The sequence below is a fragment of the Bradyrhizobium manausense genome (assembly GCF_018131105.1).
Lineage (GTDB): Bacteria > Pseudomonadota > Alphaproteobacteria > Rhizobiales > Xanthobacteraceae > Bradyrhizobium > Bradyrhizobium manausense_B.
Window position 1 is genome coordinate 3,800,714 of the sequence record NZ_JAFCJI010000001.1, and the last position, 24,103, is coordinate 3,824,816.

18 protein-coding genes are annotated in these 24,103 nt (G+C 64.9%); 14 read left to right on the plus strand and 4 right to left on the minus strand.

All coding sequences use genetic code 11. From position 1 onward, the window contains the following. The first annotated feature begins 1,180 nt into the window (after positions 1–1,180). The 11 genes from dnaA to JQ631_RS18200 all read left to right on the plus strand — a co-directional run bounded on the left by dnaA (position 1,181) and on the right by JQ631_RS18200 (position 16,120). On the plus strand, positions 1,181–2,593 hold the full coding sequence (dnaA, locus tag JQ631_RS18150) for a chromosomal replication initiator protein DnaA (RefSeq protein WP_212328645.1): 1,413 nt from the start codon (positions 1,181–1,183) through the stop codon (positions 2,591–2,593). Between the two features lie 294 nt (positions 2,594–2,887). Continuing rightward, on the plus strand, positions 2,888–4,006 hold the full coding sequence (gene dnaN, locus JQ631_RS18155) for a DNA polymerase III subunit beta (protein ID WP_212328042.1): 1,119 nt from the start codon (positions 2,888–2,890) through the stop codon (positions 4,004–4,006). Between the two features lie 108 nt (positions 4,007–4,114). After that, positions 4,115–5,251, plus strand: a complete 1,137-nt coding sequence (gene recF / locus JQ631_RS18160; protein WP_212328043.1) for a DNA replication/repair protein RecF — start codon at positions 4,115–4,117, stop codon at positions 5,249–5,251. Positions 5,252–5,368: 117 nt separating this feature from the next. Next, complete coding sequence (locus tag JQ631_RS18165; RefSeq protein ID WP_212328044.1) at positions 5,369–6,127, plus strand: hypothetical protein; 759 nt, start codon at positions 5,369–5,371, stop codon at positions 6,125–6,127. A gap of 158 nt (positions 6,128–6,285) precedes the next feature. Then, positions 6,286–8,463 (plus strand): hypothetical protein, encoded by a 2,178-nt coding sequence (locus tag JQ631_RS18170; RefSeq protein WP_212328045.1) that lies wholly within the window; start codon positions 6,286–6,288, stop codon positions 8,461–8,463. 416 nt (positions 8,464–8,879) lie between these two features. After that, the gene (gene gyrB, locus JQ631_RS18175; protein ID WP_212328046.1) at positions 8,880–11,315 is read left to right on the plus strand and encodes a DNA topoisomerase (ATP-hydrolyzing) subunit B; all 2,436 of its coding nucleotides are present in this window, start codon (positions 8,880–8,882) and stop codon (positions 11,313–11,315) included. A gap of 192 nt (positions 11,316–11,507) precedes the next feature. Continuing rightward, on the plus strand, positions 11,508–11,972 hold the full coding sequence (locus JQ631_RS18180) for a hypothetical protein (protein WP_212328646.1): 465 nt from the start codon (positions 11,508–11,510) through the stop codon (positions 11,970–11,972). Between the two features lie 119 nt (positions 11,973–12,091). Further along, a complete protein-coding gene (gene murA, locus JQ631_RS18185) occupies positions 12,092–13,387 on the plus strand; it encodes a UDP-N-acetylglucosamine 1-carboxyvinyltransferase (protein WP_212328047.1) in 1,296 nt (431 codons plus the stop codon). A 209-nt stretch (positions 13,388–13,596) separates the two neighbouring features. After that, entirely contained in the window at positions 13,597–14,988 is a 1,392-nt protein-coding gene (locus tag JQ631_RS18190; protein ID WP_212328048.1) for an MATE family efflux transporter, read from the plus strand. Continuing rightward, positions 14,985–15,473: a DUF2867 domain-containing protein gene (locus JQ631_RS18195; protein WP_212328049.1), complete on the plus strand. Its 489-nt coding sequence runs from the start codon at positions 14,985–14,987 to the stop codon at positions 15,471–15,473. The genes JQ631_RS18190 and JQ631_RS18195 overlap by 4 nt, the downstream gene beginning before the upstream one ends. Further along, on the plus strand, positions 15,470–16,120 hold the full coding sequence (locus JQ631_RS18200; protein ID WP_212328050.1) for a 2-hydroxychromene-2-carboxylate isomerase: 651 nt from the start codon (positions 15,470–15,472) through the stop codon (positions 16,118–16,120). Before JQ631_RS18195 ends, JQ631_RS18200 begins: the two co-directional genes overlap by 4 nt. Before the next feature lie 2 nt (positions 16,121–16,122). Here the strand turns inward: JQ631_RS18200 and JQ631_RS18205 are convergent, their stop codons facing one another. Beyond that, complete coding sequence (locus JQ631_RS18205) at positions 16,123–17,238, minus strand: FUSC family protein (RefSeq protein WP_212328051.1); 1,116 nt, start codon at positions 17,236–17,238, stop codon at positions 16,123–16,125. Positions 17,239–17,362: 124 nt separating this feature from the next. On the opposite strand from JQ631_RS18205, the gene JQ631_RS18210 reads away from it, so the two are divergent. Then, positions 17,363–18,733, plus strand: a complete 1,371-nt coding sequence (locus JQ631_RS18210) for an MmgE/PrpD family protein (protein WP_212328052.1) — start codon at positions 17,363–17,365, stop codon at positions 18,731–18,733. A 45-nt stretch (positions 18,734–18,778) separates the two neighbouring features. Here JQ631_RS18210 and JQ631_RS18215 read toward each other — a convergent pair whose 3' ends face one another. The 3 genes from JQ631_RS18215 to JQ631_RS18225 all read right to left on the minus strand — a co-directional run bounded on the left by JQ631_RS18215 (position 18,779) and on the right by JQ631_RS18225 (position 22,031). Beyond that, positions 18,779–20,206 carry a serine hydrolase domain-containing protein gene (locus JQ631_RS18215; protein WP_212328053.1) on the minus strand — a complete coding sequence of 476 codons (1,428 nt, stop codon included), beginning with the start codon at positions 20,204–20,206 and terminating at the stop codon, positions 18,779–18,781. A 146-nt stretch (positions 20,207–20,352) separates the two neighbouring features. Beyond that, on the minus strand, positions 20,353–21,411 hold the full coding sequence (locus JQ631_RS18220; protein ID WP_212328054.1) for an AraC family transcriptional regulator: 1,059 nt from the start codon (positions 21,409–21,411) through the stop codon (positions 20,353–20,355). 50 nt (positions 21,412–21,461) lie between these two features. After that, on the minus strand, positions 21,462–22,031 hold the full coding sequence (locus tag JQ631_RS18225; protein ID WP_212328055.1) for a GNAT family N-acetyltransferase: 570 nt from the start codon (positions 22,029–22,031) through the stop codon (positions 21,462–21,464). A gap of 64 nt (positions 22,032–22,095) precedes the next feature. Between JQ631_RS18225 and JQ631_RS18230 the strand changes: the two genes are divergently transcribed. Continuing rightward, the gene (locus JQ631_RS18230; protein ID WP_212328056.1) at positions 22,096–23,013 is read left to right on the plus strand and encodes a pirin family protein; all 918 of its coding nucleotides are present in this window, start codon (positions 22,096–22,098) and stop codon (positions 23,011–23,013) included. A gap of 92 nt (positions 23,014–23,105) precedes the next feature. Further along, positions 23,106–24,020: a phosphoribosylaminoimidazolesuccinocarboxamide synthase gene (locus tag JQ631_RS18235; protein WP_212328057.1), complete on the plus strand. Its 915-nt coding sequence runs from the start codon at positions 23,106–23,108 to the stop codon at positions 24,018–24,020. The last annotated feature ends 83 nt before the right edge of the window (positions 24,021–24,103 follow it).

Consider the following 24,103-nt stretch of genomic DNA (forward strand, 5'->3'; position numbering starts at 1 on the left):
CCGGGCTTTTTGTTGCCTTGTCACAATTCCGCCTGCGGTCTTCGGGCAATCAGTCTTTCGTTGGACGAGTCTCGTCGTCCCGCTATGCTGCGTCCGTAATTTTACCTGCCGGTGTTTTTGCAACAGCGGAAACTTTTCGCCGCGCTGCGAAAAATCCCTGTGGCATAGGCTTAAGTTGAATTCGACTGCGCAAGAGTTCTGCACACCGTAGTTTCCCCGGACGACGCTCCAGTGCGGGGTTACCCTGTGAAACGAGACTCAAAAAGCGGTGTCTCGCTAATCACTTATCGACATAGCGGCGACAAGCATTTGGAAAATTCGTTCGCGCGTCGCGTGCGTGACGATTTTGTAAAAATTTTTTGGCAATGGGGGAGTCTTTGTCACACGACGCGCGCGATTTTCGAATCTGTGCACGAATCCAAAAACTTGCTCTCAAGGCTGTGAACAACTCGCGCGCGGCGTTAACGCTGGTCAAGTTTTTTGATGCCTCAAGTGTGAATCAATTTCGTTGCGAGTCTTTCCGCATAGTGTATTCCTTAAGTCGTTCGCGGCGCCCACGATCTTGAGACCAGCGCGGTTTAGGAAACGGGGCGAGCGTGCAAATCGGCGGCGGTGTGCACGTAGGCGACGCTTCAACAAGCGATTGTCGGATCAAAAACCCATAGCAATATGGGAACGGTAGCTCTTTGTCTTGACGTCCTCCAAGCGAGATCCTGGCGATCCCGCTCGCGTTAGGCGCGTGAGAGACATCTTGAGACTGCCCCGACACGCGCGCTGGCGAAGCCGAGCGGACGACACGAGCAGACGGGCAGGACATCCGCGACTTGAGTATAGCGCGGGAGTTCTTTTACGCAGGACCTTGCCGTGAGCGATCACGGCAGGACGGGGAGGTATCATGTCCTACGGATTCAACGCGGTATTGACACACATATCATCGTCCAACGATGCCGTTTCCAATCCGTCCTGCGATCACCCTCCGCGTGAGGGCGCGTACAGTACGCGCTGACCTCGCGACCCCTCCATCACCGACATCGCTGATCTGACCCGCGGCGTTCCCGCCGGACGGTCGAGCTATGCCCGAAGATGGACTCGCTTGAGGTCGCGCCATGGCAGAGGTCCTGGGGGAACTCTGGGTGGCGCCCACCACGCAACCTTATCTCTCAAGAAAAGTTTTCAAATGATGACGACATCGGAACAGGATCGCTGGTCACGCGTGAAGAGCCGGCTGCGCTCGAACGTTGGTGAAGACGTCTATACGAGCTGGTTTGCGCGCATGGATCTCGAAGGCGTGCAGGAAGAGAGCGTGCGTCTGTCGGTGCCGACCCGCTTCCTGAAGAGCTGGATCCAGGCCCATTATGCCGAGCGCGTGCTGTCGTGCTGGCAGGCCGAGATGCCGGAAGTGCATCGCATCGATCTCACCGTTCGCACCGCCGTGCGCCCCGTGGTGCAGCCGAAGGAAGCGCCCGCGCCGGTCGAAGCACGCCGCGTGCCCGCGCCGGAGCTGCGCTCGACCGCGACCGCGCCTGTTTCCGCCAATCATGATGCGCTCGGCGGCTCGCCGCTCGATCCGCGCCTGACCTTTGCGAGCTTCGTCATCGGCCGCTCCAACACGCTGGCGCATGCCGCCGCGCGCCAGGTCGCCGAAGGACGTCGCGGCGACCCGGTGATGTTCAACCCGCTCTACATCCATGCGGGTGTGGGCCTCGGCAAGACGCATCTGCTGCAGGCCGTGACCTGGGCCGGCAATTCCGGCAACGAGCGCAAGGTGCTCTATCTCACCGCTGAAAAATTCATGTACGGCTTCGTCGCGGCGCTGAAGACGCAGACGGCCTTGGCCTTCAAGGAAGCGCTGCGCGGCATCGACGTGCTCGTGATCGACGATCTCCAGTTCCTGCAGGGCAAGTCGACGCAGGCCGAGTTCTGCCACACGCTGAATGCGCTGATCGATGCCGGTCGCCAGGTCGTGATCGCGGCCGACCGTCCGCCGTCCGATCTCGAAAGCCTCGACGACCGCGTGCGCTCGCGACTGGCCGGCGGCCTCGTGGTCGAGATGGCCTCGCTCGGCGAGGAGCTGCGCCACGGCATTCTCAAGTCGCGCGTCGCAGCGGCCCGCGCCCATCATGCGACCTTCGAGGTGCCTGAGGAGGTGCTGCATTATCTGGCGCGCACCATCACCCATAACGGCCGCGACCTCGAAGGCGCGATCAACCGTCTTCTTGCTCACTCCAAGCTGAACAACCGGCCGGTAACGCTGGAAATGGCCGAGCACGAGGTGCGCGATCTGGTCCGGCCGCAGGAGCCGAAGCGGATCAAGATCGAGGACATCCAGCGCGTGGTGGCACGGCAGTATAATGTCAGCCGCTCCGACCTGCTCTCCTCGCGCCGGACCGCCAACGTGGTGCGTCCGCGCCAGGTGGCGATGTACCTCGCCAAGACGCTGACCCTGCGCTCGCTCCCCGAGATCGGCCGCCGCTTCGGTGGCCGCGACCACACCACGGTGCTGCACGCCGTGCGCAAGATCGAGGCCCTGGTCTCCAAGGACAACGCGCTGTCCGAAGAGGTCGAGTCGCTCAAGCGCCAGCTCCAGGAATAAACGCCTCGGGCTCTCCTGCCATTCTCCCGCCGCCCCGGCCATGCCCGGGCGGCGGTTTTCGCTTAGCCGGGCGGCAACCTTCGCCTGCCCGGACGGTGGCCTTTATTTCTGCCTGTAAATCGTGGGGAACCTGCCCCAATCCCTTGAAACCGATGGCTTTCCGCGCCACTTTACGCGGCCCCGACGGCTTTTCGATCCTCTCCGCGATGATCCAGCTTTTGGGGGTCTTCGGTGCCGTGGCGCGCGCTCCTCCGCCCGGCTTTTTCCATCTTTGGGGATCGGGCGAGTAGTGCAATGAAGGTTACGGTCGAACGCGCGCAACTCCTGAAATCGCTGGGCCATGTCCACCGCGTGGTCGAGCGCCGCAACACGATTCCGATCCTGGGCAACGTGCTGGTGCGCGCCGAGAACGCGAAATTGTCGTTGAAGGCGACCGACCTCGATCTCGAGGTGACGGAAACGCTGCCGGCGGAAACCGCCACCGCCGGCTCGACCACCGTGCCGGCGCACATGTTCTACGACATCGTGCGCAAGCTGCCCGATGGCTCGCAGATCGTGCTGGAGGCCGACGGCGACCGCGCCGTGCTGGCGATCCGCGCCGGCCGGTCGCGCTTCACGCTGCAGACCCTGCCGGAGAATGATTTCCCTGACCTCGCCGCCGGCGATCTCTCGCATTCGTTCAATCTCGCCGCCAAGGACGTCAAGCGGCTGATCGACCGCACCCAGTTCGCGATCTCGACGGAAGAGACGCGCTATTATCTCAACGGCATCTATCTGCATGCCGCCGGCACCGCGAAAGCCGCGACCCTGCGCGGCGTCGCCACCGACGGCCACCGCCTCGCCCAGCTCGACCTGGTGCAGCCCAAGGGCGCCGAGGGCATGCCCGGCGTGATCGTGCCGCGCAAGACGGTCGGCGAGGTGCAGCGCCTGATCGAGGATACCGAAGCCGAAATGACGATCGAGCTGTCGCAGGCCAAGATCCGTTTCACCATCGGCAACGTGGTGCTGACCTCGAAGCTGATCGACGGCACCTTCCCCGATTACGGCCGCGTCATTCCGCAGGGCAACGACAAGGAGCTCGTGGTCGACAAGAAGGATTTTGAGAACGCGGTCGACCGCGTCTCCACCATCTCCAGCGAGCGCGGTCGCGCGGTGAAATTGTCGCTGTCGCCGGGCAAGCTGGTGCTGTCGGTGACCAATCCGGATTCCGGCAGCGCCACCGAAGAGATCGAGGTCGAATACGCCTCCGACGCGCTCGATATCGGCTTCAACTCCCGCTACCTGCTCGACATCGCCGCCCAGATCGAAGGCGACGTCGCCACATTGAGGCTCGCCGACCCCGGCTCGCCAACCCTGGTGCAGGACAAGGACGACAAGAGCGCCCTCTACGTGCTGATGCCGATGCGGGTGTGAGACCTACTTTCACGCCACACATTGACTACATGCGTCATGGCCGGGCTTGTCCCGGCCATCCACGTCTTGAGAGCCTGAGAACGTGGGTGACGGCAATGACGAGCTGACATGACCCCTTCCCGCATTCATCGCCTCACGCTGACGCATTTTCGCAACTATCGGGCGGCGGGGCTCGAGACGGCGGCTGACATGGTGGCGCTGGTCGGGCCGAACGGGGCGGGCAAGACCAATTGCATCGAGGCGATCTCGTTCCTGTCGCCGGGACGCGGCCTGCGGCGCGCTACGCTGGAGGACGTCGCCGACAACCAGGGCGACGGGTCCTGGGCCGTCTCCGCGCAGGTCGAGGGCGCGCTGGGGCTTGGGACGCTCGGCACGGGCATCGACGCACCGCGCGCAGATGCTGCGGTGAGCCGCCGCTGCCGCATCGACCGCGAGCCGGTGAATTCGGCGGCCGTCTTCGGCGACCATATCCGCATGGTGTGGCTGACGCCCGCGATGGACCAGCTGTTCATGGGCGCGGGCTCGGAACGGCGACGCTTCTTCGACCGCCTGGTGCTCGCGATCGACAGCGAACATTCCAGCCGCATCAACGCGCTGGAGCGGTCGCTGCGCTCGCGCAACCGCCTGCTCGAGACGCGCAATTACGACGATCATTGGTGTGACGCGATCGAGCGCGAGACCGCCGAGCTCGCGGTCGCCGTCGCCGCGACGCGCGGCCAGACCGCAGCGCGCCTGACCGGCATGCTCAACGCGCGCGCGCAAGCCTCCGCATTCCCGTCGGCGCAGATCGCGCTCGACGGCTGGATGGAGAACGCGCTGCTCAACGAGACCGCGACGTCGATCGAGGACCGCTACCGCCAGATCCTGCGCGACAACCGCCCGCGCGACGCGATCGCCGGCCGCACCACCGACGGCCCGCATCTCACCGATCTCCAGGTGATCTATGCGCCGAAAGCCATGCCCGCGCGCGACGCCTCCACCGGCGAGCAGAAGGCGCTGCTGATCGGGCTCGTGCTGGCGCATGCGACGCTGGTCGCCGAGATGACCGGCATCGTGCCGCTGCTGCTGCTCGACGAGGTCGTCGCCCATCTCGATCCCAACAGGCGTGCCGCGTTGTTCGACGAGCTGCGCAAGCTCGGCGCGCAGGTCTGGCTGACCGGCGCGGACCCGGCTGCGTTTGCCGAGATCGGCGCAGGCGGCGAAGTGTTTGACGTCGAGAGCGGACGCGTTTCCGCCCGGCGATAACCTGATGCGTTGAACCCGGTCTATTCGGGCCGCGACTAGGATTGTGAGGCCGCGCCGGCGGTGTCGCAGCCGTTGCAATCGCGCCATCGACACGCGCGATATCCCTGGAGAAAGACCATGATGACGGTAAGGCCCGGGACGAGAGTCCCGGCACGATGGCGGCTGTTCGCGTGCGGCCTCGCTCTGCTCGCAAGCGGCATCGCTGCGGCAGGAGCGACCGGATGGATGCCGCATCTGCCGCCTCTGTTTTCGTCGGCGCTCACGCCGGATCCTGATGCCGCCCTGCCGGCGCCGACCCGGACCAGCTATCGCGAGATCGGCACCACAAAGATGCTCGGCATCGAGGCGCCGCTGCGGACCAGGCTCTCGGCTCGCATCCCTGCAAAACTCGGCGACGTGCTCGCTTTCTACCGCGCCGAACTCGGCAAGCTCGGCTGGCAGGAACAGCCCGATGGCGCTGACATCGCCAGCGATCACGTTCGGCTTGCCTACGTCACTCCGCTGGGGCCGGCCGCGTTGGAGCTCGATCGCAAGGGCAGCAGCACCTCGGTCGACCTGGTGCAGCGAAACAAGGAAGCCGCCACCATGGCGCATGTGATGCCGAAGCCGGGCCGCGCGGCACTGATGTTCACCAATCTCGGCGACAAGGAGGCCGTGCTCACGCTCGACAATCACACCGTCACGCTTCCACCGCGCGCCGGCAAGGAACGCCCCGAAGCGCCGCTGTTCAACATGCCGCCGGGCAAATATTCATACGCGTTGAAGGTCGACGGCCGATCGGACCGCGACATGACGATCGAGCTCGTCGCCGGCGATGCCTGGGACGTCACGGTCGGTCCCGAAGGCGACCTGTGGTCGCCGCTCCAGCTCTATTGAGAGCCGTCGCTCCCGATCGACCTCGTGGCGCCGCAGGATACCGCTATTGAACCTGCCCGCCTCCATCGGCGACTAGTCGTCTGAGGCCGCGCCGACCATGTCGCAGCCGGCAATGGCGCGAGGGACCAGGACCCGCGCGAAATCCAGGAGTCTTGCCGATGTCGATGATCACGCGCGGGACGCAGGTCCCGGCACGCTGGCGGCTGCTTGCATGCGGCCTTCTGCTGATGGCGAGCACGACGCTGCCCGCGCGCGCCGACGATGGCATCGTCGATGTCCACGGCCTGCCGCAGCTCGAAGGCGCGGTGGAGGATACCTCGCTCGGAAAGAGCGACCGCGTCGAATATCGCATGCCGGCGCCGGAAGCCGTGACATCGCCCGCAGTGAAAAAGCTGCTGAGCGCCAATGGCTGGGTGCCCTATGTGCGGCCGCTGGAGGAGAAGAGCGACAATTTGAACTTCAAGAAGGGACGGCTGGGCCTGTCCGTTCACTTCACACAGGCGCTCGGCCGGCCCGACCAGTCCGTGGTCTATTACACGACTGACCGCATCTACGGGAACGTGCCGTTCCCTGACGGCGCGATCGACATCGTGTTCGATGGCACCAGGCCGTATCTCGGCTGCATCGCGCCCGGCGCGCTCGATGCGACGTCGGATTTCTACGCCAGCCAGATGGCTGCGATCGGCTGGCAAAAGCTCACGCCGGAAACTGCCGCGCGCTGGACGACCAGCCTCGACGAGACCGTTCCCAACGGCTTGCGCATGTTCTACGCGCATCCCGACAGCAGGGAGACCGGATTCTATCAGCAGAAGCCCGTCATGCTGACGCTGACGCGCCGCAACGACGGCAAGACCAATGTCGAGATCAAGGTCGCGCCATTCGCTCTACCTGCCGACCTCAAGCTTGACGGCGATTCCGCGGGATTTCCGCGGCCGGGTTCGACCAAGACGTCCATGGGCAAGGGCAACGCCACCACCGCCAGGCGTGAAATGTCCGCCGCCGTGATGGCCGATCTGCCGGCCGTGCTCGCCTTCTATCACCGCGAGCTCACCGCGCGCGGCTGGCGGGAGGACGGCAATGCGCCGCTCGCGCCTGGTGACGAGGTGGCGATCAAGGTATCCACGGCGGAGGAGACTGGCGTGCTGCGGCTCGGCCGCAGATATGACTTCACCATGGTCAGCCTCGCCACGCAGCTGACGGAAGCGGCGATCGCGGCGCGGATCAAGGCCAAGAAGGAAGCCGACGAAAAATTCTTCAAGGACGCCGAGACGGCGGCAAAGCAGATGATCGCCGCGGATGAAGTCCGCCGCAAGGCGCAGGCGGCCAATCTGTCCGACGCGCCGTTGAATGCACTGGCCGGCAGCAACACGCCGGTGCCGCTGCCGGAGACTGCCGAGGGCGTGAAATTCGAAGGCGACGACGGCAGGCTCGAATTCTCGTCCACATCGAGCGTCAAGGCGCTCGCCACGTTCTACCGAGCATCGATGAAGCAGGCAGGCTGGAAGGAGCAGCCGTCGGTCATCAACCAGCCGAACATGGCCGTGCTGGAGTTCGCCAAGGGCGGCAAGGCGATCTCGTTCACGGTCATGCAGATGGGCCCGAAGGTGAATGTCAGCGCCGACGGCTCGGGCCTCAAGATCGCCGCGGTCAGTCCTGCCTCCAAGGCCAAGCCGGCGAGCGGCGATACAGCCGGCGCGCAGGCCAAAGCGTCCATTCCGCTGGAAGCTGACCCGGAGTCCGCGCTGCCCGTGCCGAAGCAGCGCACGTCGACCTCGCTCGGCACGACAAAACTGCCTGGCGTCGAGGCGCCGTTCCGCCGCGAGCTCGATGCCAGCGTGCCGGCCGAGCTCGGCGATGTGCTCGCGTTCTATCGCAGCGAGTTGACAAAACTCGGCTGGCAGGAGAAGCCGGACGGCGCGGTGACGACCGCCGATCGCGTGCAACTCGCCTTCGCGTCTGCGCAGGGGCCGGCGATGTTGAAGCTGGGCCGCGCCAATGGCGAGACATCAGTCAATCTGGTGCAGAAGAACCCGGATGCCGCGACCAAGGCGGACATCATGCCCAAGCCAGGCCAGGCCAAGCTGCTGCTCGGTAACATGGGTAACCAGGAAGCCGTGCTCACCATCAACAAGCAGACCATCAAGGTTGCGGCCGGCGCCGGTGGCCCTCAATCGCCGAAAGGGCCGATGCTCGATCTGCCGCCCGGCAAGTATCAATACGCGCTGAAGATCGCTGGCCGGCAGGCTCGCACCGACACGATCACGATCGCCGCAGGCGATGCCTGGGGCCTGATGGTGGGGCCGACCGGCGAGGTGCTGCCGCTGCAGATGTATTGATCGGATCGCCAGACCCTTGATGCGGAGAGCTGGCATGACGACCGCAGGGCCTGGAACGACGGGTGCACGATGGTGGCTGTCAGCGTGCAGTCTTGCTCTCGTGCGAGCCCAATGGTCGCCTTGGGCGTCATCTCCGCTGGTGTCGGCAGATGCCGCTCAAGGGGCCTCGGAACAGGCCGCCGCGCCCCCGCAAAATCCACGCCTTTGACGCCCCAAAACAGGGCCTCGAATCGGGCTTTCTGCGAGCCTTGGAATCGGCCTTCGAACACCTTGAAATCAGGCTCAAAAACCCCATCTACTCAAAGGGTTGCCGGGAGATACTTTGCGCTAGGCGCAGGCTCTCTTTCATGGCACAAATAGCTTCCAAATCAGCGCCTTTTGCGCGGCTGATTCGGGCGACATTTCGAAGGCCTCTCATGACAGAACCTGCTCGGCAGCCCGCTGCCGAAAACGAGCCCTCCACCGCGAGCGAATACGGCGCGGAATCGATCCGCGTGCTCAAGGGGCTCGATGCCGTCCGCAAGCGCCCCGGCATGTATATCGGCGACACCGATGACGGCTCGGGCCTGCACCACATGGTGTACGAGGTCGTCGACAACGCGATCGACGAAGCGCTGGCGGGCCACGCCACGCGCGTCGATGTCGTGCTCAATGCCGACAATTCCGTCACCGTGCGCGACGACGGCCGCGGCATTCCCGTCGACATCCACAAGGGCGAAGGCATCTCGGCGGCCGAGGTCATCATGACCCAGCTCCATGCTGGCGGTAAGTTCGACCAGAACTCCTACAAGGTCTCCGGCGGCCTGCACGGCGTCGGCGTCTCCGTGGTCAACGCGCTGTCGAGCAAGCTCGGCTTGCGCATCTGGCGCGACGACAAGGAGCACTACATCGAGTTCGCCCATGGCGATGCGGTCGCACCACTGAAAGTGGTCGGCGATGCGCCGGGCCGGCGCGGCACCGAGGTGACGTTCCACGCCTCGACCGAGACGTTCAAGAACGTCGAATATGATTTCGCCACGCTCGAGCACCGGCTGCGCGAACTCGCCTTCCTCAATTCCGGCGTCAACATCGCGCTGTCAGACATGCGTCACGCGGTCGAGAAGCGCGAGGAGATGCACTATTCCGGCGGCGTCGAGGAATTCGTCAAATATCTCGACCGCAACAAGAAGGCGATCGTGCCGGCACCGATCATGGTGCGCGCGGAGAATAACGGCATCGGCGTCGAGGCCGCTTTGTGGTGGAACGACAGCTACCACGAGAACGTGCTGTGCTTCACCAACAACATCCCGCAGCGTGACGGCGGCACCCATCTGGCCGGCTTCCGCGGCGCGCTGACACGCCAGGTCAACGGCTATGCCGAAGCCAACGCCAAGAAAGAAAAGATCGCGCTCACGGGCGACGATTGCCGCGAAGGCCTCACGGCCGTTTTGTCGGTGAAGGTGCCGGACCCGAAGTTTTCGTCGCAGACCAAGGACAAGCTGGTGTCCTCGGAAGTGCGGCCCGTGGTCGAGAACGTGCTCAACGAGGCGCTCCAGGCCTGGTTCGAGGAGCATCCGTCCGAAGCCAAGATGATCGTCGGCAAGGTGATCCAGGCCGCCGCCGCCCGCGAAGCCGCGCGAAAGGCGCGCGAGCTGACGCGCAAGAGCCCGCTCTCGGTCTCCTCGCTGCCCGGCAAGCTCGCCGACTGCCAGGAGAAAGATCCGGCCAAGTCCGAACTCTTCATCGTCGAGGGTGACTCGGCGGGCGGCAGTGCCAAGCAGGGCCGCAACCGCGAATTCCAGGCCGTCTTGCCGCTCCGCGGCAAGATCCTGAACGTAGAGCGCGTCCGCCCCGACAAGATGCTGCACAGCGAGCAGATCGGCACCCTGATCACCGCGCTTGGAACCAGCATCGGTGACGAATTCTCTGTCGATAAGCTGCGCTATCACAAGATCATCGTGATGACGGACGCCGACGTCGACGGCGCCCACATCCGTACGCTGCTGCTGACCTTCTTCTATCGGCAGATGCGCGACATCATCGACGGCGGCTATCTCTATATCGCGCAGCCGCCGCTCTATAAGGTCTCACGCGGCAAGTCCGAGCAGTATCTGAAGGACGAGCGCGCGCTGGAAGATTATCTGATCGACGCCGGCCTCGACGATTGCGTCTACATTCCCGGCAACGGCGGCGACCGCACCGGGCGCGATCTGCGCTCTCTGGTCGACGACGCCCGCGTGGTCCGCAGCATCCTGCGCAACCTGCACAGCCGCTATAACCGCAGAGTGATCGAGCAGGCCGCCATCACCGGCGTGCTGAACAAATCGGTCTACGGCAACCCCGAGAACGCCACGGCCGCGGCGAAGTACATCGCGACCCGGCTGGACAGCCAGGCCGAAGAGGTCGAGCGTGGCTGGGTCGGCCAATTCGTCGAGGGCCAGGGTTTTCTGTTCGAGCGTACCGTGCGCGGCGTCAAGGAAGCCGCGATCATCGACGACGCGCTGCTCGGCTCCGCCGAGGCCCGCAAGCTCGACGAGTACGCGCCGAAGCTCCAGGACGTCTACGCGCGCTCGGGCAAGCTGCGCCGCAAGGACAGCGAGCATGTGGTGCACGGTCCGTCCGACCTGTTCGAGGCCGTGACCGAAGCCGGCCGCAAGGGCATCTCGCTGCAGCGCTACAAAGGTCTGGGCGAGATGAACCCCGAACAGCTCTGGGAGACGACGCTCGACACCGACGTGCGCTCGCTGCTCCAGGTGAAGGTCAAGGAAGTCGACGAGGCCGACGACATCTTCACCAAGCTGATGGGCGACGTGGTCGAACCGCGCCGTGACTTCATCCAGGAACATTCGCTGAGCGCGACGATCGATATCTGATCTCGCTGCCTCCACGGCGTCATGGCCGGGCTTGTCCCGGCCATCCACGTCCTGCGCCGCGAAACAAAGAACTTGGATGCCCGGGACAAGCCCGGGCACGACGGCCAGACCCAGTCTCCTGAACCTCACCACCCGCAATCACGACGAAGTAGCGTGAACCCATTGGCCTGTTCCGGCCGGAAGCGCGATGTCATGAGTGCCCCTGCATTGAAGCCGGCGATCCCTTCGCGCCGCCTGGGCGTGATCGGGAGCCTCGTTGGGCTATTGGCCTTCATTGCAGCCCTCCTGCCCCATTGGGTCGTGCCGATCATGTATCCGCCGCCGCCAGTCGATCAGGTCATCGTCGACACCGGGCACCGCATCAAGGATCGTGTCATCGCGCGCGTGAAGGGCGTGGAGTATCAGGCGCCGAAGGTTGAAAAATCGGCTGGAAGAAGCTGGAGCGAAGCGGCTTCCGTCACCGCAATCTCGCTCGGCCTGCTTGCCATTCTGCTCTCGGTCCTCGCGCTCATCTCCAGGGAGGAGCGCCTCCTTGCCGCCGTCGCCGCCACACTCGGCACCGGCGCCATTGCGATCGAAATCTCATTCGTCATGATCGGCGCGCTGATCCTGCTCGCGATCCTCTATGTGGTGGGAAATATCATCGGGCTGCTCTGAAACTGCCTGGCTGGCAGAGGGCCTCGAGCCACAGCCTGCACAATTGCTACCGCGCTCAATTCCCTATAGTTTCCGCCTCCAAAGCAGCCCGCCCCAACCCAGCAGGACGGAGAGATCCCGTGGCGCCCATTCAGTACATTGTCGAGGGCGGTCACCGGCTCTCGGGCTCGATCGAGCCGGCCGGCAACAAGAATTCGGCGCTGCCGATCATCGCCGCCGCCTTGCTCACCGAGCATCCGGTGACGCTTGAGAACGTGCCGCGGATCCGCGACACCGAGACGCTGGTCGAGTTGATCGGGTCGGTCGGTGCGTCCGCGGAATGGACGGCCCGCAACACGCTCCGCATCCACGCCAAGAGCATCCGCGCCGCCGATCTCGATCCCGAGCTCTGCGTCCGCATTCGCGCCTCGATCCTGCTTGCAGGTCCCCTGCTCGCCCGCTGCGGCGAGGTGATGCTGCCGCCGCCCGGCGGCGACGTGATCGGCCGGCGCCGGCTCGACACCCACGTGCTGGCGCTGGAACAGCTCGGCGCAAAGGTCATTGCAACGGACCGGCTGGAATTCCGCGCGCCAAAACTCACCGGCGCCGATGTATTCCTGGACGAGCCGAGCGTCACCGCGACCGAGAATGCCCTGGTCGCTGCCGTCGCCGCCGACGGCGTCACTTATCTGCGCAACGCGGCCTCCGAGCCGCATGTGCAGGATCTCGCCAATTTCCTGGTCGCGCTCGGCGCCAAGATCGAGGGCATCGGCACCAACACCATGGTCATCCATGGCCCGGCGACGCTGGGGGAAGCGACCTACAGGATCCAGCCCGACCATATCGAGGTCGGCTCGCTGATCGGACTTGCCGCCGTGACGCGCTCGCCCCTGCGCATCGTGCGCGCGGGCGTCGAGCATCTGCGCTCGATCCGCATGGGCTTTGAGCGGCTCGGCATCGTCTGCCGCGTCGAGGGTGACGACCTCATCGTGCCGTCGAACCAGACGCTGAAGATCCAGGACGATTTCGGCGGCCACGTGCCGAAGCTGGAGGACCAGCCTTGGCCGGCCTTCCCGGCCGACCTGATGTCGATCGCGATCGTCACCGCCACGCAATGCGAGGGCGTGATCCTGATGTTCGAGAAGATGTTCGAGTCGCGGATGTTCTTCGTCGACAAGCTGATCGGAATGGGCGCGCGCATCGTGCTCTGCGATCCGCATCGCGCCATCATCGCCGGCCCTAGCCGCCTGCACGGCGCGACGATGACCTCGCCCGACATCCGCGCCGGCATGGCAATGCTGCTCGCCGCGGTCTGCGCCGAGGGCACCTCCACGATCAACAATGCCGACCAGATCGAGCGCGGCTATGAGCGCATCGACGAGCGGCTGAATGCGCTGGGTGCGAAGATCCGTCGCGTGCCGGAGCGGAAGGGCTGAGAGCGTTTTCTTCCTTCTCCCCTTGTGGGAGAAGGTGGCGCGAAGCGCCGGATGAGGGGTTGCTTCAGCGAGCTCCATAAGAAATTGACTCGCGGATAGAGACCCCTCACCCGTCTCGTCGCTGCGCGGCGAGCCACCCTCTCCCACAAGGGGAGAGGGGAAAAAACAGGGCCATGTTTTCGACGTGCGGCTGTGCTATTTCACCCGCAATGCTCGACACTGTCCAACCACAACAGCAGCCCCAAGCCGGACTGCAAAGCCATCTCGCCGAAGAGTTCGTCGAGACGCTGCGACTGGCTGTGCCGATGATGCTGACGCAGCTCGGGCAGATCGCGATGATCACGAGCGATCTCGTGCTGATCGGGAGGCTCGGTGAGGATTCGGTCGCCGCTGCGGCACTTGCGCACACCGTCTATTTCGTCAGCTTCACCTTCGGTCTCGGCTTGATGGCTGCGGTGTCGCCGCTGGCAGCGCAGGCGTTCGGCGCCGGCGACGTCAGGCGCATCCGCCTCTCCCTGCGCGTCGGCCTGTGGGTCGCACTGCTGATTTCGCTGCCGATGATGGCCTCGCCGCTCTATGGCGAGCACATCCTGATCGCGCTCGGACAGGCGCCGCATTCAGCCGCGCTCGCCCAGCGCTATCTGAATGGGCTGGCCTGGGGCATTGCGCCGGCGCTCGGCTTCATCGCGCTGCGCAGCATGATGAGCGCGGTGAACCGGCCGCAGGCGCCCTTGTGGATCACGCTCGCCGCGATCCCGGCGAACTTCGCGCTGGTCTATTGCCTGATCCATGGCTTGTTCGGCCTGCCGGAGCTCGGCCTGTTCGGCGCGGGGCTTGCGACCACACTGGTCAATCTCGGCACCTTCGTCGCCGCCCTCACCATCGCGGCGTTGCGCAGGCCGTTCGCCGACTACCATCCGCTCACGCGTCTCTGGCGGATCGACTGGCCCTTGATGCGCCAGCTGATCGCGATCGGCGCGCCGATCTCGTTCTCGCTGCTGCTGGAATACGGCCTGTTCTCTTCGGCCGCACTCTTGATGGGGCTGATCTCGACCACTGCCCTCGCCGCGCACCAGATCGCGCTGCAGGTCACGGCCGTGCTGTTCATGGTCCCGCTCGGCGTCGGCATGGCCGCGACGGTGCGTGTCGGTCATGCCTTCGGCCGCGACGACCCTGCCGGCGTCCGACGCGCGGGCCTCGTCGCCGCCGTGCTCGGCGTTGCCTTGGTCGCGGTGCTGACAGTCGCCATCATCCTCGGGCGCTACGAGTTGGGGCGGCTGTTCTTCGGCAGCAGCGAGGCCAGCGCACCCACTGTCAGCCTGACCGCGACGCTGCTCATGGTTGGCGCGACCTTCTTCATCGCCGACGCGCTGCAGACCATCATGGGCGGGTCGTTGCGCGGCCTCAATGACACAAGGATGACTTTGGTATTCGCGGCGATCGGCTATTGGTGCGTCGGTTTTCCGATCGCCTGGATGCTCGCCTTCCACGCCGGCCTTGGCGCGGTCGGTGTCTGGATCGGGTTGTCGATCGGATCGTTCGTCTATGCCGGCCTGCTGATCTTGCGCTTTCGGATGCTGACGCGCAGACTGGCGGGATGACAGAACCAGTTCGTGAAATCACCCCCGATGTCGATGCCGGCACGGTCCTGGCAGGTGCGCAGTTCATGGACGCGTTTCGCGTCGACGTCGGCTCAACAAACGTGAACGCCCGCGAAGCCTGCACACGGATGGTCCTGAACGGGCCGCGCTGGGTCGATGCGCTGGTGCGCCTGCGCAACATTCTCGTCACGCCATTCGGCCTAAAAAAATCAGGCGAAGGCGCGCCTGCGCCCGGCGGCCTGATCGGGCTGTTTCCAGTCTTGAGCGAGACCCCGGAGCGGCTGATCGCCGGCTTCAACGATTTTCACCTCGATTTTCGCATTGTCGTCGACGTGGCCAAGGATGCAGCGAGCCGCCAGGTCACCGTGACCACGCTGGTAAAAACCAACAATCTCCTCGGCCGGACCTACCTCACGCTCATCACGCCGTTCCACAAGATCGTAGCTCGCGGCATGATGGGGAGGATCGCGGAGCCGGTGCGATGACGCTGTCCGTCGATCTCTTCTTTTCCTTTCGCAGCCCCTACAGCTATCTGGCGCTGCCGAAGACGCTGAAGCTGGTCGAGGCGTACGATCTCTCGGTCAATTTGCGGCCGGTCTACCCGATCGCAGTCCGCGTACCCGGCTTCTTCAAGAAGGCCAGTCCGCAATTCGCGCGCTACATCGTCATGGACAGCCGCCGCGTCGCCGAGCACGCGGGCATTCCATTCCGCTTTCCCCGGCCCGACCCGATCGTGCAGGATATGACGACGCTCGATGTCGCGGCCGAACAGCCCTACATCCATCGCCTGACACGATTGGGCACGATGGCGCAGCTCGACGGCCGCTCGCTCGCTTTCACATCCGCGATCGCGCCTGTGCTCTGGGACGGTTCGGTCGCCGGATGGAATGAGGGCGATCACCTCGCCCGCGCCGCCGAGAAGGCCGGCTTCGATCTCGCCGCGATGGATGCGGCGATCAGCGCCGATCCGGATCGCTACGAGCAGGTGATCACGGAGAATGAAAAGGACCACGCCGCGTCAGGTCATTGGGGCGTGCCGACCTTCGTGTTCGAAAACGAACCGTTTTTCGGCCAGGACCGCATCGATCTCCTCGTCTGGTGCTTGCAAGGCAAGGGCCTGACGAGGAGATAGATTCACTTCGCGATCTTCACCGGTCCATTCGCCACGGCCTCCGACCATTCGCCGACGACGCGGTCGAGGTCGCAGAGATTCTGGTGCATCTGCTCCAGCGAGAATCCCAGTGCGAAGAAGCGCTCCGCAGTATCGCCGGGGTGACCGCGGATCAGGCCGTCCTGACGCACGGCCGCGACCGCCTCGGCATAGTGCTGAAGCGCGACGTGCACGGGATGGATCGGCGGCGCGCCGGCGCCCTCGCGCAGGGCTTCGGCCGCCGACTTCAGGAAGCGCATGATCGCCGCGCTGACTTCCGACAGCGGCCCGGCAAGCCTGACCTGCACGTCGACCGGCAGCGGGACCACAGTGGCGCGGCCGATCATCACGACGTCGTGGCGCAGCCGCAGGATCGTGCGCAGCAGGGGGCCGGTGTCGGGACCGCTCGACAGCCACGCCGAACGCTCGCGCTCGGCCTCTGTGCCGATGGTATTCATGCCCACCAGGGCAGTGCCGATACCGTCCTGGATCCGATGCAGCGCGTCGTTGTCGCGGCCACGCGTCAGGCCGGCGAGCAGCTCCATGAAAGCCTCCGCGATCAGCTCGAGCAGTGTCGCCGCACTGGCGCGAATCTGCCGCACCGCGCGCGAGGGCAGCACCAGGAAGGAGACGAGCAGCCCCGTGACCGCGCCAACCGAGACCTCGCTGACGCGATCGATCGCGGAGGCCATGGGATCGGCATGGTGCATGCTCGGAAGCACGAGCACGATCACGGCCGTCACCGTCGCAGAGCTCAGGTTCGGATAGATCGAGGCGGTAAAGGCCAACGGCGCCACAGCCAGCACCAGCAAACACAGCAGGCCCAGTTCGCCGGAATAGGGAATCAGGATCGCGATCGCGCCGCCATAGACGGCGCCCCCGATCGTACCGAGCATGTAATCGCGCGTCGCCTTCAGCGAGCGGCCGACACTCATCTGGGTCACGATGATGGACGTCAGAACCGCCCAGAGCGGCAGCAGGAGATGCAGCGCAGTGGCGACGGCATAGGCCGAGGTGGCTGCGACCGTGACCCGGATCGCCAGCCCCAATTGCGTCCTGCGCGACCAGACGCGGTCGAACAATTGTCTTGCTGAAACCATCGCCTGATGTCCCCGACCCCGTCCTCGTCAACCGGCCAAAAGCATAGCTGATGCCCGCGCCCCCAAGTCCGCTTGAAAGGGGGGATTAGCCCGCCTAATTTGCCGGCCAAAACGAGGAAACACGATGGCTCACGAAACCGCAACGCTCGCCGCCTATGTCGCCAACCTGAAATTCGCCGACATCCCGGCGGAGGTGCTGGATCGCGCCAAGGTGCTGACGCTGGATTTCCTCGGCAGCGCCATCCGGGCGCGGAGCGAGGCCGAATCCACCCCGTCGATCCTGAAGATGCTGGAAGCGCTGGCGCTCGACACCAAGGGCGAGTCCACCGTGTTCGGCGATTCCAAGACATGGACACCGGCGGTGGCGGCCCTGCTCAACGGCGCGCTCGGCCATTCCCTCGATTTCGACGATACGCATGCGGATTCCTCGCTGCATCCGAGCGCACCGGTGGTTCCGGCCGCGTTCGCCGTCGGCGAGATGGTCGGTGCCTCCGGGCGCGACGTGCTGACGGCGATCGTTGCGGGCTATGAGGTCTGCTGCCGGCTCGGCAACGCGCTCGACCCGACCTCGCATTATGCGCGCGGCTTCCATCCGACCGCCACCGCCGGCACCTATGGTTCGGCAGCTGCGGCAGCGAAACTATTCGGCCTCTCCGAGGCGCAGATCATCGCAGCCTTCGGCGTCGCCGGCAGCCAGGCCGCGGGCTCGCTGCAATTCCTGATGAACGGCGCCTGGAACAAGCGCTACCAGGTCGGCGCCGCCGCGATGAACGGCGTGATCGCGGCGACCCTGGCGCGCAACGATTTCGTCGGCGCCACGGAATCGGTCGAAGGCAAGCACGGCCTGCTCGCCGGCTACACCGACGATGCGCATCCCGACAAGGCAGTGGCCGGGCTCGGCAAAACCTATGAGACCATGAAGATCGGCGTGAAGCCGTATCCGAGCTGCCGCTACACCCATGCCGCGATCGATGCACTGATCGCGATGCGGCGCGAGCACAATCTGACGCCCGACCAGGTCAAGCGGGTCGAGATCGGCCTTCATCGCAACGGCATCACGCTGACCGGCGACGCCGCGACCAAGCGGCATCCGACCTCCATCGTCGGCGGCCAGTTCTCGATGTTCTTCACCGGCGCGCTCGCGCTCGACCAGGGCTCGTTCGGCTGGGACGATTACGGCCGTCTCGGCGATGCCGCGATCGACGCGCTCGCCGACAAGTTCGACGTTGTGCAGGACGAACGGCTCGAGGTCGGTCGCACCCATCCCTTCGGCGCCCGCGTCAGCATCACCACTGATGACGGCGTGCATGAGCGGCTCTACGCCGATCCCTCGGGCGAGCCGAACTCGTTCCCGGATGCACTGGCGATGCAGCAGAAGTTCCTGACGCTGGCGCGGCCCGTGCTGAATGCACGGGCCGACAAGTTCGCCGATGCGATCATGACGCTGGAGCGGTTCGATCGCGTGGCGAAGGCGACGGAGCTGGGGCGGCAATAGCCGCTCTGTCTTCCCTTCCCCCTATGGGAGAGGGAAGAAAGGGCGCTAATTCGTCCCCGCGACCTTCCCGGTCTCGCGCGTTGTCGCAACGACGTCGCGCACGAGATCGAACACGCCGTCGGCTTGCGGCGGCACGTTCGGCGAGCGGCCGAGGCGCACGATCACCAGCTTCTCCGAGGGGATCACGATGGTGTACTGCCCGATCGTGCCCTTGGCGAAGAAGGCATCGCGCGGCCAGCCGTGCTTGATCCGAAATTTTGCACCAAAGCTGTCGCCCTGGTTGGTCCAGAAGCCGGCGCCGATGCCGACCCACGCGTTCGGCGTGGCTGTGGCCGAATAGTTCACCCAGCCCTCCGGCAGGATGCGCTTGCCACCGGCGACGCCGTCGTTGAGGTAGAGCTGGCCGAAGCGCGCCCAGTCGCGCGCGGACGCCAGCATTTTGCTGGAGCCCTCGATCGTACCTGCACCATCGAACTGGAGCGTGACGTGGCGCATGCCGAGCGGCGCGAACAATTCGCGGCGCGCGAAGGCCAGCGTATCGCCGGGCTTGCCGCCGACGGCGTTGCGGATCAGATGCGCAAGGATGAGGAAGTTGCCGTCATGATAATTCCAGGTGGTGCCCGGCGCGGTCGCGAGCGGCGTGCGCTCGGCAAAGCCGGCCATGTCGTCCTCCACGAATTTCATGACGTTGACCGGCTCGACCACGGAGCCGAGCGAGGCCTCCAGCGAGCTACCGAGCGCAATACCTGCGGTGTGACGCAGCAACTGGTCGACCGTGATGGCGTGACGCGGGTCATCAGGAGCTTGCCAGGCGGCAATCGGCGCGGGCCCGTCGAGCTTCAATTTGCCCTGCCGCACGAGAATGCCTGTGAGTGCCGACATCACCGACTTGGTCATGGAGAAGCCGAGCAGTTGCGTCTCCGGTCCGATGCCGTCGGCATAGCGTTCGGCGATGATGCGGCCCGCCTTCATGACGACAATCGCGCGGGTGCGGCGATGAGGCGGCTGGGCGGGCTCGGCAAAGGCGCGGTCGAGCGCGGCCGACAGGCCCTCGCTTTGCGGCGCCACGAGCCCCGGGCCGGCGACCTCGGGCAACAACGCCGGCTGCTTGTCGTCAGGCGGCAACGCGACATCGGCGATGCCCTGGCCGTGCTCGAGCGTGCAACCAAGTCCCTCGCGATAGACGGCATGGCTGCGGCCGATCCCGAACAGGGACACCGTGACATCCTTGCGGGTACGATCGACCTGAAAGTCCATGGCCCAAGTGAGCAGACTCACGCCTGGCATCGCGTCGGTGGTCTCGGCGAGATCGCGCACGGGATCGAGGCCGGAAACGAAGGTTTCCGCGCAGAGCGTATCGGCGATGAAGCCGGTGGCGATCCTGGGTACGTCGCGGGCTCGCGCCGCGCCGAACGCGAGGCCGGCACAGGCGATGGCGGTGGTGAGGAGGACGATCTTGCGGCGACGGGTCACGGCTTTCTCCGGCTTTCGGGGGCGAGTGCGGGGAGAAAGCCGGAGGTGGGTGATACGTGCTCGCCGGATTCGGAAAACGACCTTGCCGAAACTGATCGGCGGCTAGTCGATTTCAGAATTATTACGTAGTTTCAATTACTTATAATCTAGGCCGCTTCGGCCTTGAGCCGCCGATATTCCGTCGGCGTCACGCCCGTGACTGCCTTGAAGGCGCGGTTGAACGGGCCGAGCGACTGGAATCCGGCGTCCATCGCGATGGTGATGACGGGAACCTCGGCTTGGGTGGGGTCGGCGAGCGCAGCCTTGGCTTCCTCGATGCGGTGGTTGTTCAGGAACACATTGAAGTTGCGGTAGCCGAGCCGCTGGTTGATCAGCCGGCGCAGCCGGTATTCCGGAATCTTCAGCCGGCCCGCCAACGCGCCGATGGTGATGTTCTCCTGGCGATAGATCCGCTCGTCCGCCATCAGCCGCATCAAGGCGTCGATGAGCTTCTGGTCGGCGGCGCCTTCGGCCGCGGGCTGACTGAAAACATCAGTCGCGGGCTCCACTGCTGCCGGAAACAGATCTGCCCCATCGACGCGCATCATGGCATAGACGATCGCTGCGACGGTGCAGGCGAGCGCGCCGGCATTGATGGTTTCGGCTGCAGCGCCGACGTGGTGGCCGGCGACGGCGATCTGGAGCACCGCGTTCAGCCCGCCATAGAGTGCGGTTGCGCAGACGATGAACACACGAACGCGGCGGCGGCGCTCGACCAGATCGGTCGGCCAGGAGGCGATCATCTGCCCGATCGCCAGCGCGATGAAACCGAGCACAATCAGATTGACCACCGTCACCGAGAACCGCACATGGCCGCTCGGTGCAATCCAGACGCAGCCGGCGAAACTAAAGGCCGTCACCAGCGCCCAGACCCATCCGTGCCACCAGCGAAGGCGAAACTCGTCGTCGAACAGGGAGCGTGTGAACAGCCAGAACACCACCATGGTGCCGGTCGATATTGCGATCAACGGTGCATGCCAGAGCGGGATCCGCGACGTGACATCGACCGAATAGCTCGCCGCATGCGCGGCCGAGCCCAGCGCAAAGGCCGCACCGAGGCGGGCAGCCAGCACCTTGCGAAAATCGGAGAGCAGCGACACCGCCAGCATCAACAGCAGCGCGACGCTGGCGGCGCGAAAGGCGAGGTCGAGATTGGTCAGCAGCATCCGTCAGTCCGATCGTCCGACCTGCAACTTAAGTCAGAACACATGCCGATTCAATTTCGTCGCCAAGTTGAACGCGACGTCAGCCAGACGTCGGCCGGCTTGCCGAACAGATCGATCTCACGATTCTTCCGCGCGCCGAGCTTGCGCGCCACGGCCTGCGACGCTTCATTCACGCTTTCGATACAATGCATGATCTCGTCGATCTCAAAACTGTCAAATGTCCAGTCGATCGACGCACGGGCCGCCTCCAGCGCATAGCCCTTGCCTCGAAACTCCTTTGCGATGCCCCAGCCGATCTCGAAGCCGGGCCAGCCCGGCGGGCACCATGGGCCGACACGCCCAACGTAGTTGCCGCTGGGCTTTTCCTCGACCACGAACATGCCGAAACCATAGAGCGCCCAGTGCCCTGATATCACCGCCGCGTTGCGCCACCCGGCGATAGCGGTGGTGACCGGCTTGCCATCGGCTGCAATGAAACGCGCAGTACCGGGATCGCTCAGCATCGTGGCATTTGGCGCGATGTCGCTAGCGCGCCATGGGCGCAGGATAAGACGTTCCGTCTCGATTTGGGGGCCCGAGACCTCAAGCAGCCTGGCGCCAGGCTTGAGCGGCGGAATCATCTGTCTCCTCCCGTTCCCTTTGATGTTCTGCTACGATCATACCAGCAAGAAACAGGAGTCCACCATGAGCTGGCAACCCTCCAACGATCCCGTGCTCGGCGATCCCATGTCCTGCGACGCGCTCGATCTCGTCATCGTGCCGCGCACCCGCGATCTCGGTGACGGATTCGCGGTGCGGCGCGCGCTGCCGCATGGCAAGCGGCAGATGGTCGGGCCTTTCATCTTCTTCGATCATTTCGGCCCGGTGCAGTTCGTTTCCGGCAAGGGCATGGACGTGCGGCCGCATCCGCATATTGGGCTTGCCACCGTCACCTACCTGTTCGACGGCTCCATCATGCATCGCGACAGCGAGGGCAATGTGCAGGAGATCGCGCCCGGCGCGATGAATTTGATGACCGCGGGCCGCGGCATCGCGCATTCCGAGCGTACCCCGGACGCACAGCGCGCCTCGGGACAGCAGATGCTCGGCCTGCAAAGCTGGATCGCGCTGCCGGCGGGATCGGAAGAAATCGATCCCTCGTTCCAGCATTATGCGGCGGGCGAATTGCCGATGATCTCCGAGCGCGATTTTACCGCGCGGGTGATCGCCGGCTCCGCCTTCGGCATCGCCTCGCCGGTGAAAATGGTCTCGCCATGGTTCTACACCGAGGTCACGGCGCTCGCAGGCGCCAGCGTGCCGCTCGATCCTGATCATGAGGAGCGCGCCATCTACGTCGTCGACGGCGAAATCGAGATCGCGAATGAGCGCTACGAGGGACCGCGGCTGCTGATCTTCCGCCCCGGCGACCGCATCACCGTGAAGGCGCTGAGAGCCACGCGGATGATGTTTCTCGGCGGCGATGCATTGGAAGGCCCGCGCCACATCTGGTGGAATTTCGTCTCCTCCAGCAAGGAGCGGATCGAACAGGCCAAGCAGGACTGGAAAACCGGCCGCTTCGCCGCGGTTCCGCAGGAACATGAGTTCATTCCGCTGCCGGAATAGGCTAATGCGGCTTCCGGCCGTGCCATCACGCCCGGCCGGATAACCTGCCTTATAGCCGTCTGTCCGAAAGCCAAGTTGACGAAAGCCTTGCGATGACCACCATGCTCTCCAGCGACCTGCCCCTGACCAAGATCGGCCGCGGCAAGGTGCGCGACATCTACGCCGTCGACGACGACCGCCTGCTGCTCCTCACCACCGACCGCATCAGCGCCTTCGACGTCGTGATGGGCGAGACCATCCCGATGAAGGGCGCGGTGCTCACCCAGATCAGCGCATTCTGGTTCAACAAGCTCGAAGGCGTGGTGCCGCATCACATGATCAGCGCCGATGCCGACGAGATCATTGCGGCGGTGCCGGCCTTGAAGCCGCATCGCGCCGAGATCCTCGGCCGCGCCATGCTGTCCCGGCGCACCACCGTGTTTCCGATCGAATGCGTAATCCGCGGCTATCTCTCCGGCTCGGCCTGGAAGGAATATGCGGCGAGCGGCACATTGGCCGGCGAGAAGCTGAAGCCAGGTCTGGTCGAAAGCGAGAAGCTCGATCCCTCGATCTTCAGCCCCGCGACCAAGGCCGAGACCGGCCATGACGAGAACATCACCATCGCGAAGATGCGCGCGGTCGTCGGCGACGACGTCGCCTACACGCTCGAGAGTATGACGCGCGCGATCTACACGCTCGGCGAAGAGCTGGCGCGCGAGCAGGGCATCATCATCGCCGACACCAAGTTCGAGTTCGGCCGCGACAAGGACGGCCGTATCATCCTGATCGACGAGGTCATGACGCCGGATTCGTCACGCTTCTGGGCGGTCGATGCCTACAAGCCCGGCCAGCCGCAGGCGAGCTTCGACAAGCAGCCCTTGCGCGACTATCTCGACGTCGAGCGCCACGCCGGCCGCTGGAACGGCGACGCCCCGCCGCCGCCACTGCCCGCGAGCGTGGTGGACGCAACCAGCAAGCGATACCTGGAAGCGTATCGGCGCGTGACGGGGAACGAACTGAGGATTTAGGCCGAGCTGTTTATTGTCGTCCTGGCGAAGGCCAGGACCCATAGCCACCGGCCGCGATGTTGCGAAGACTCGTAGTGACCTGC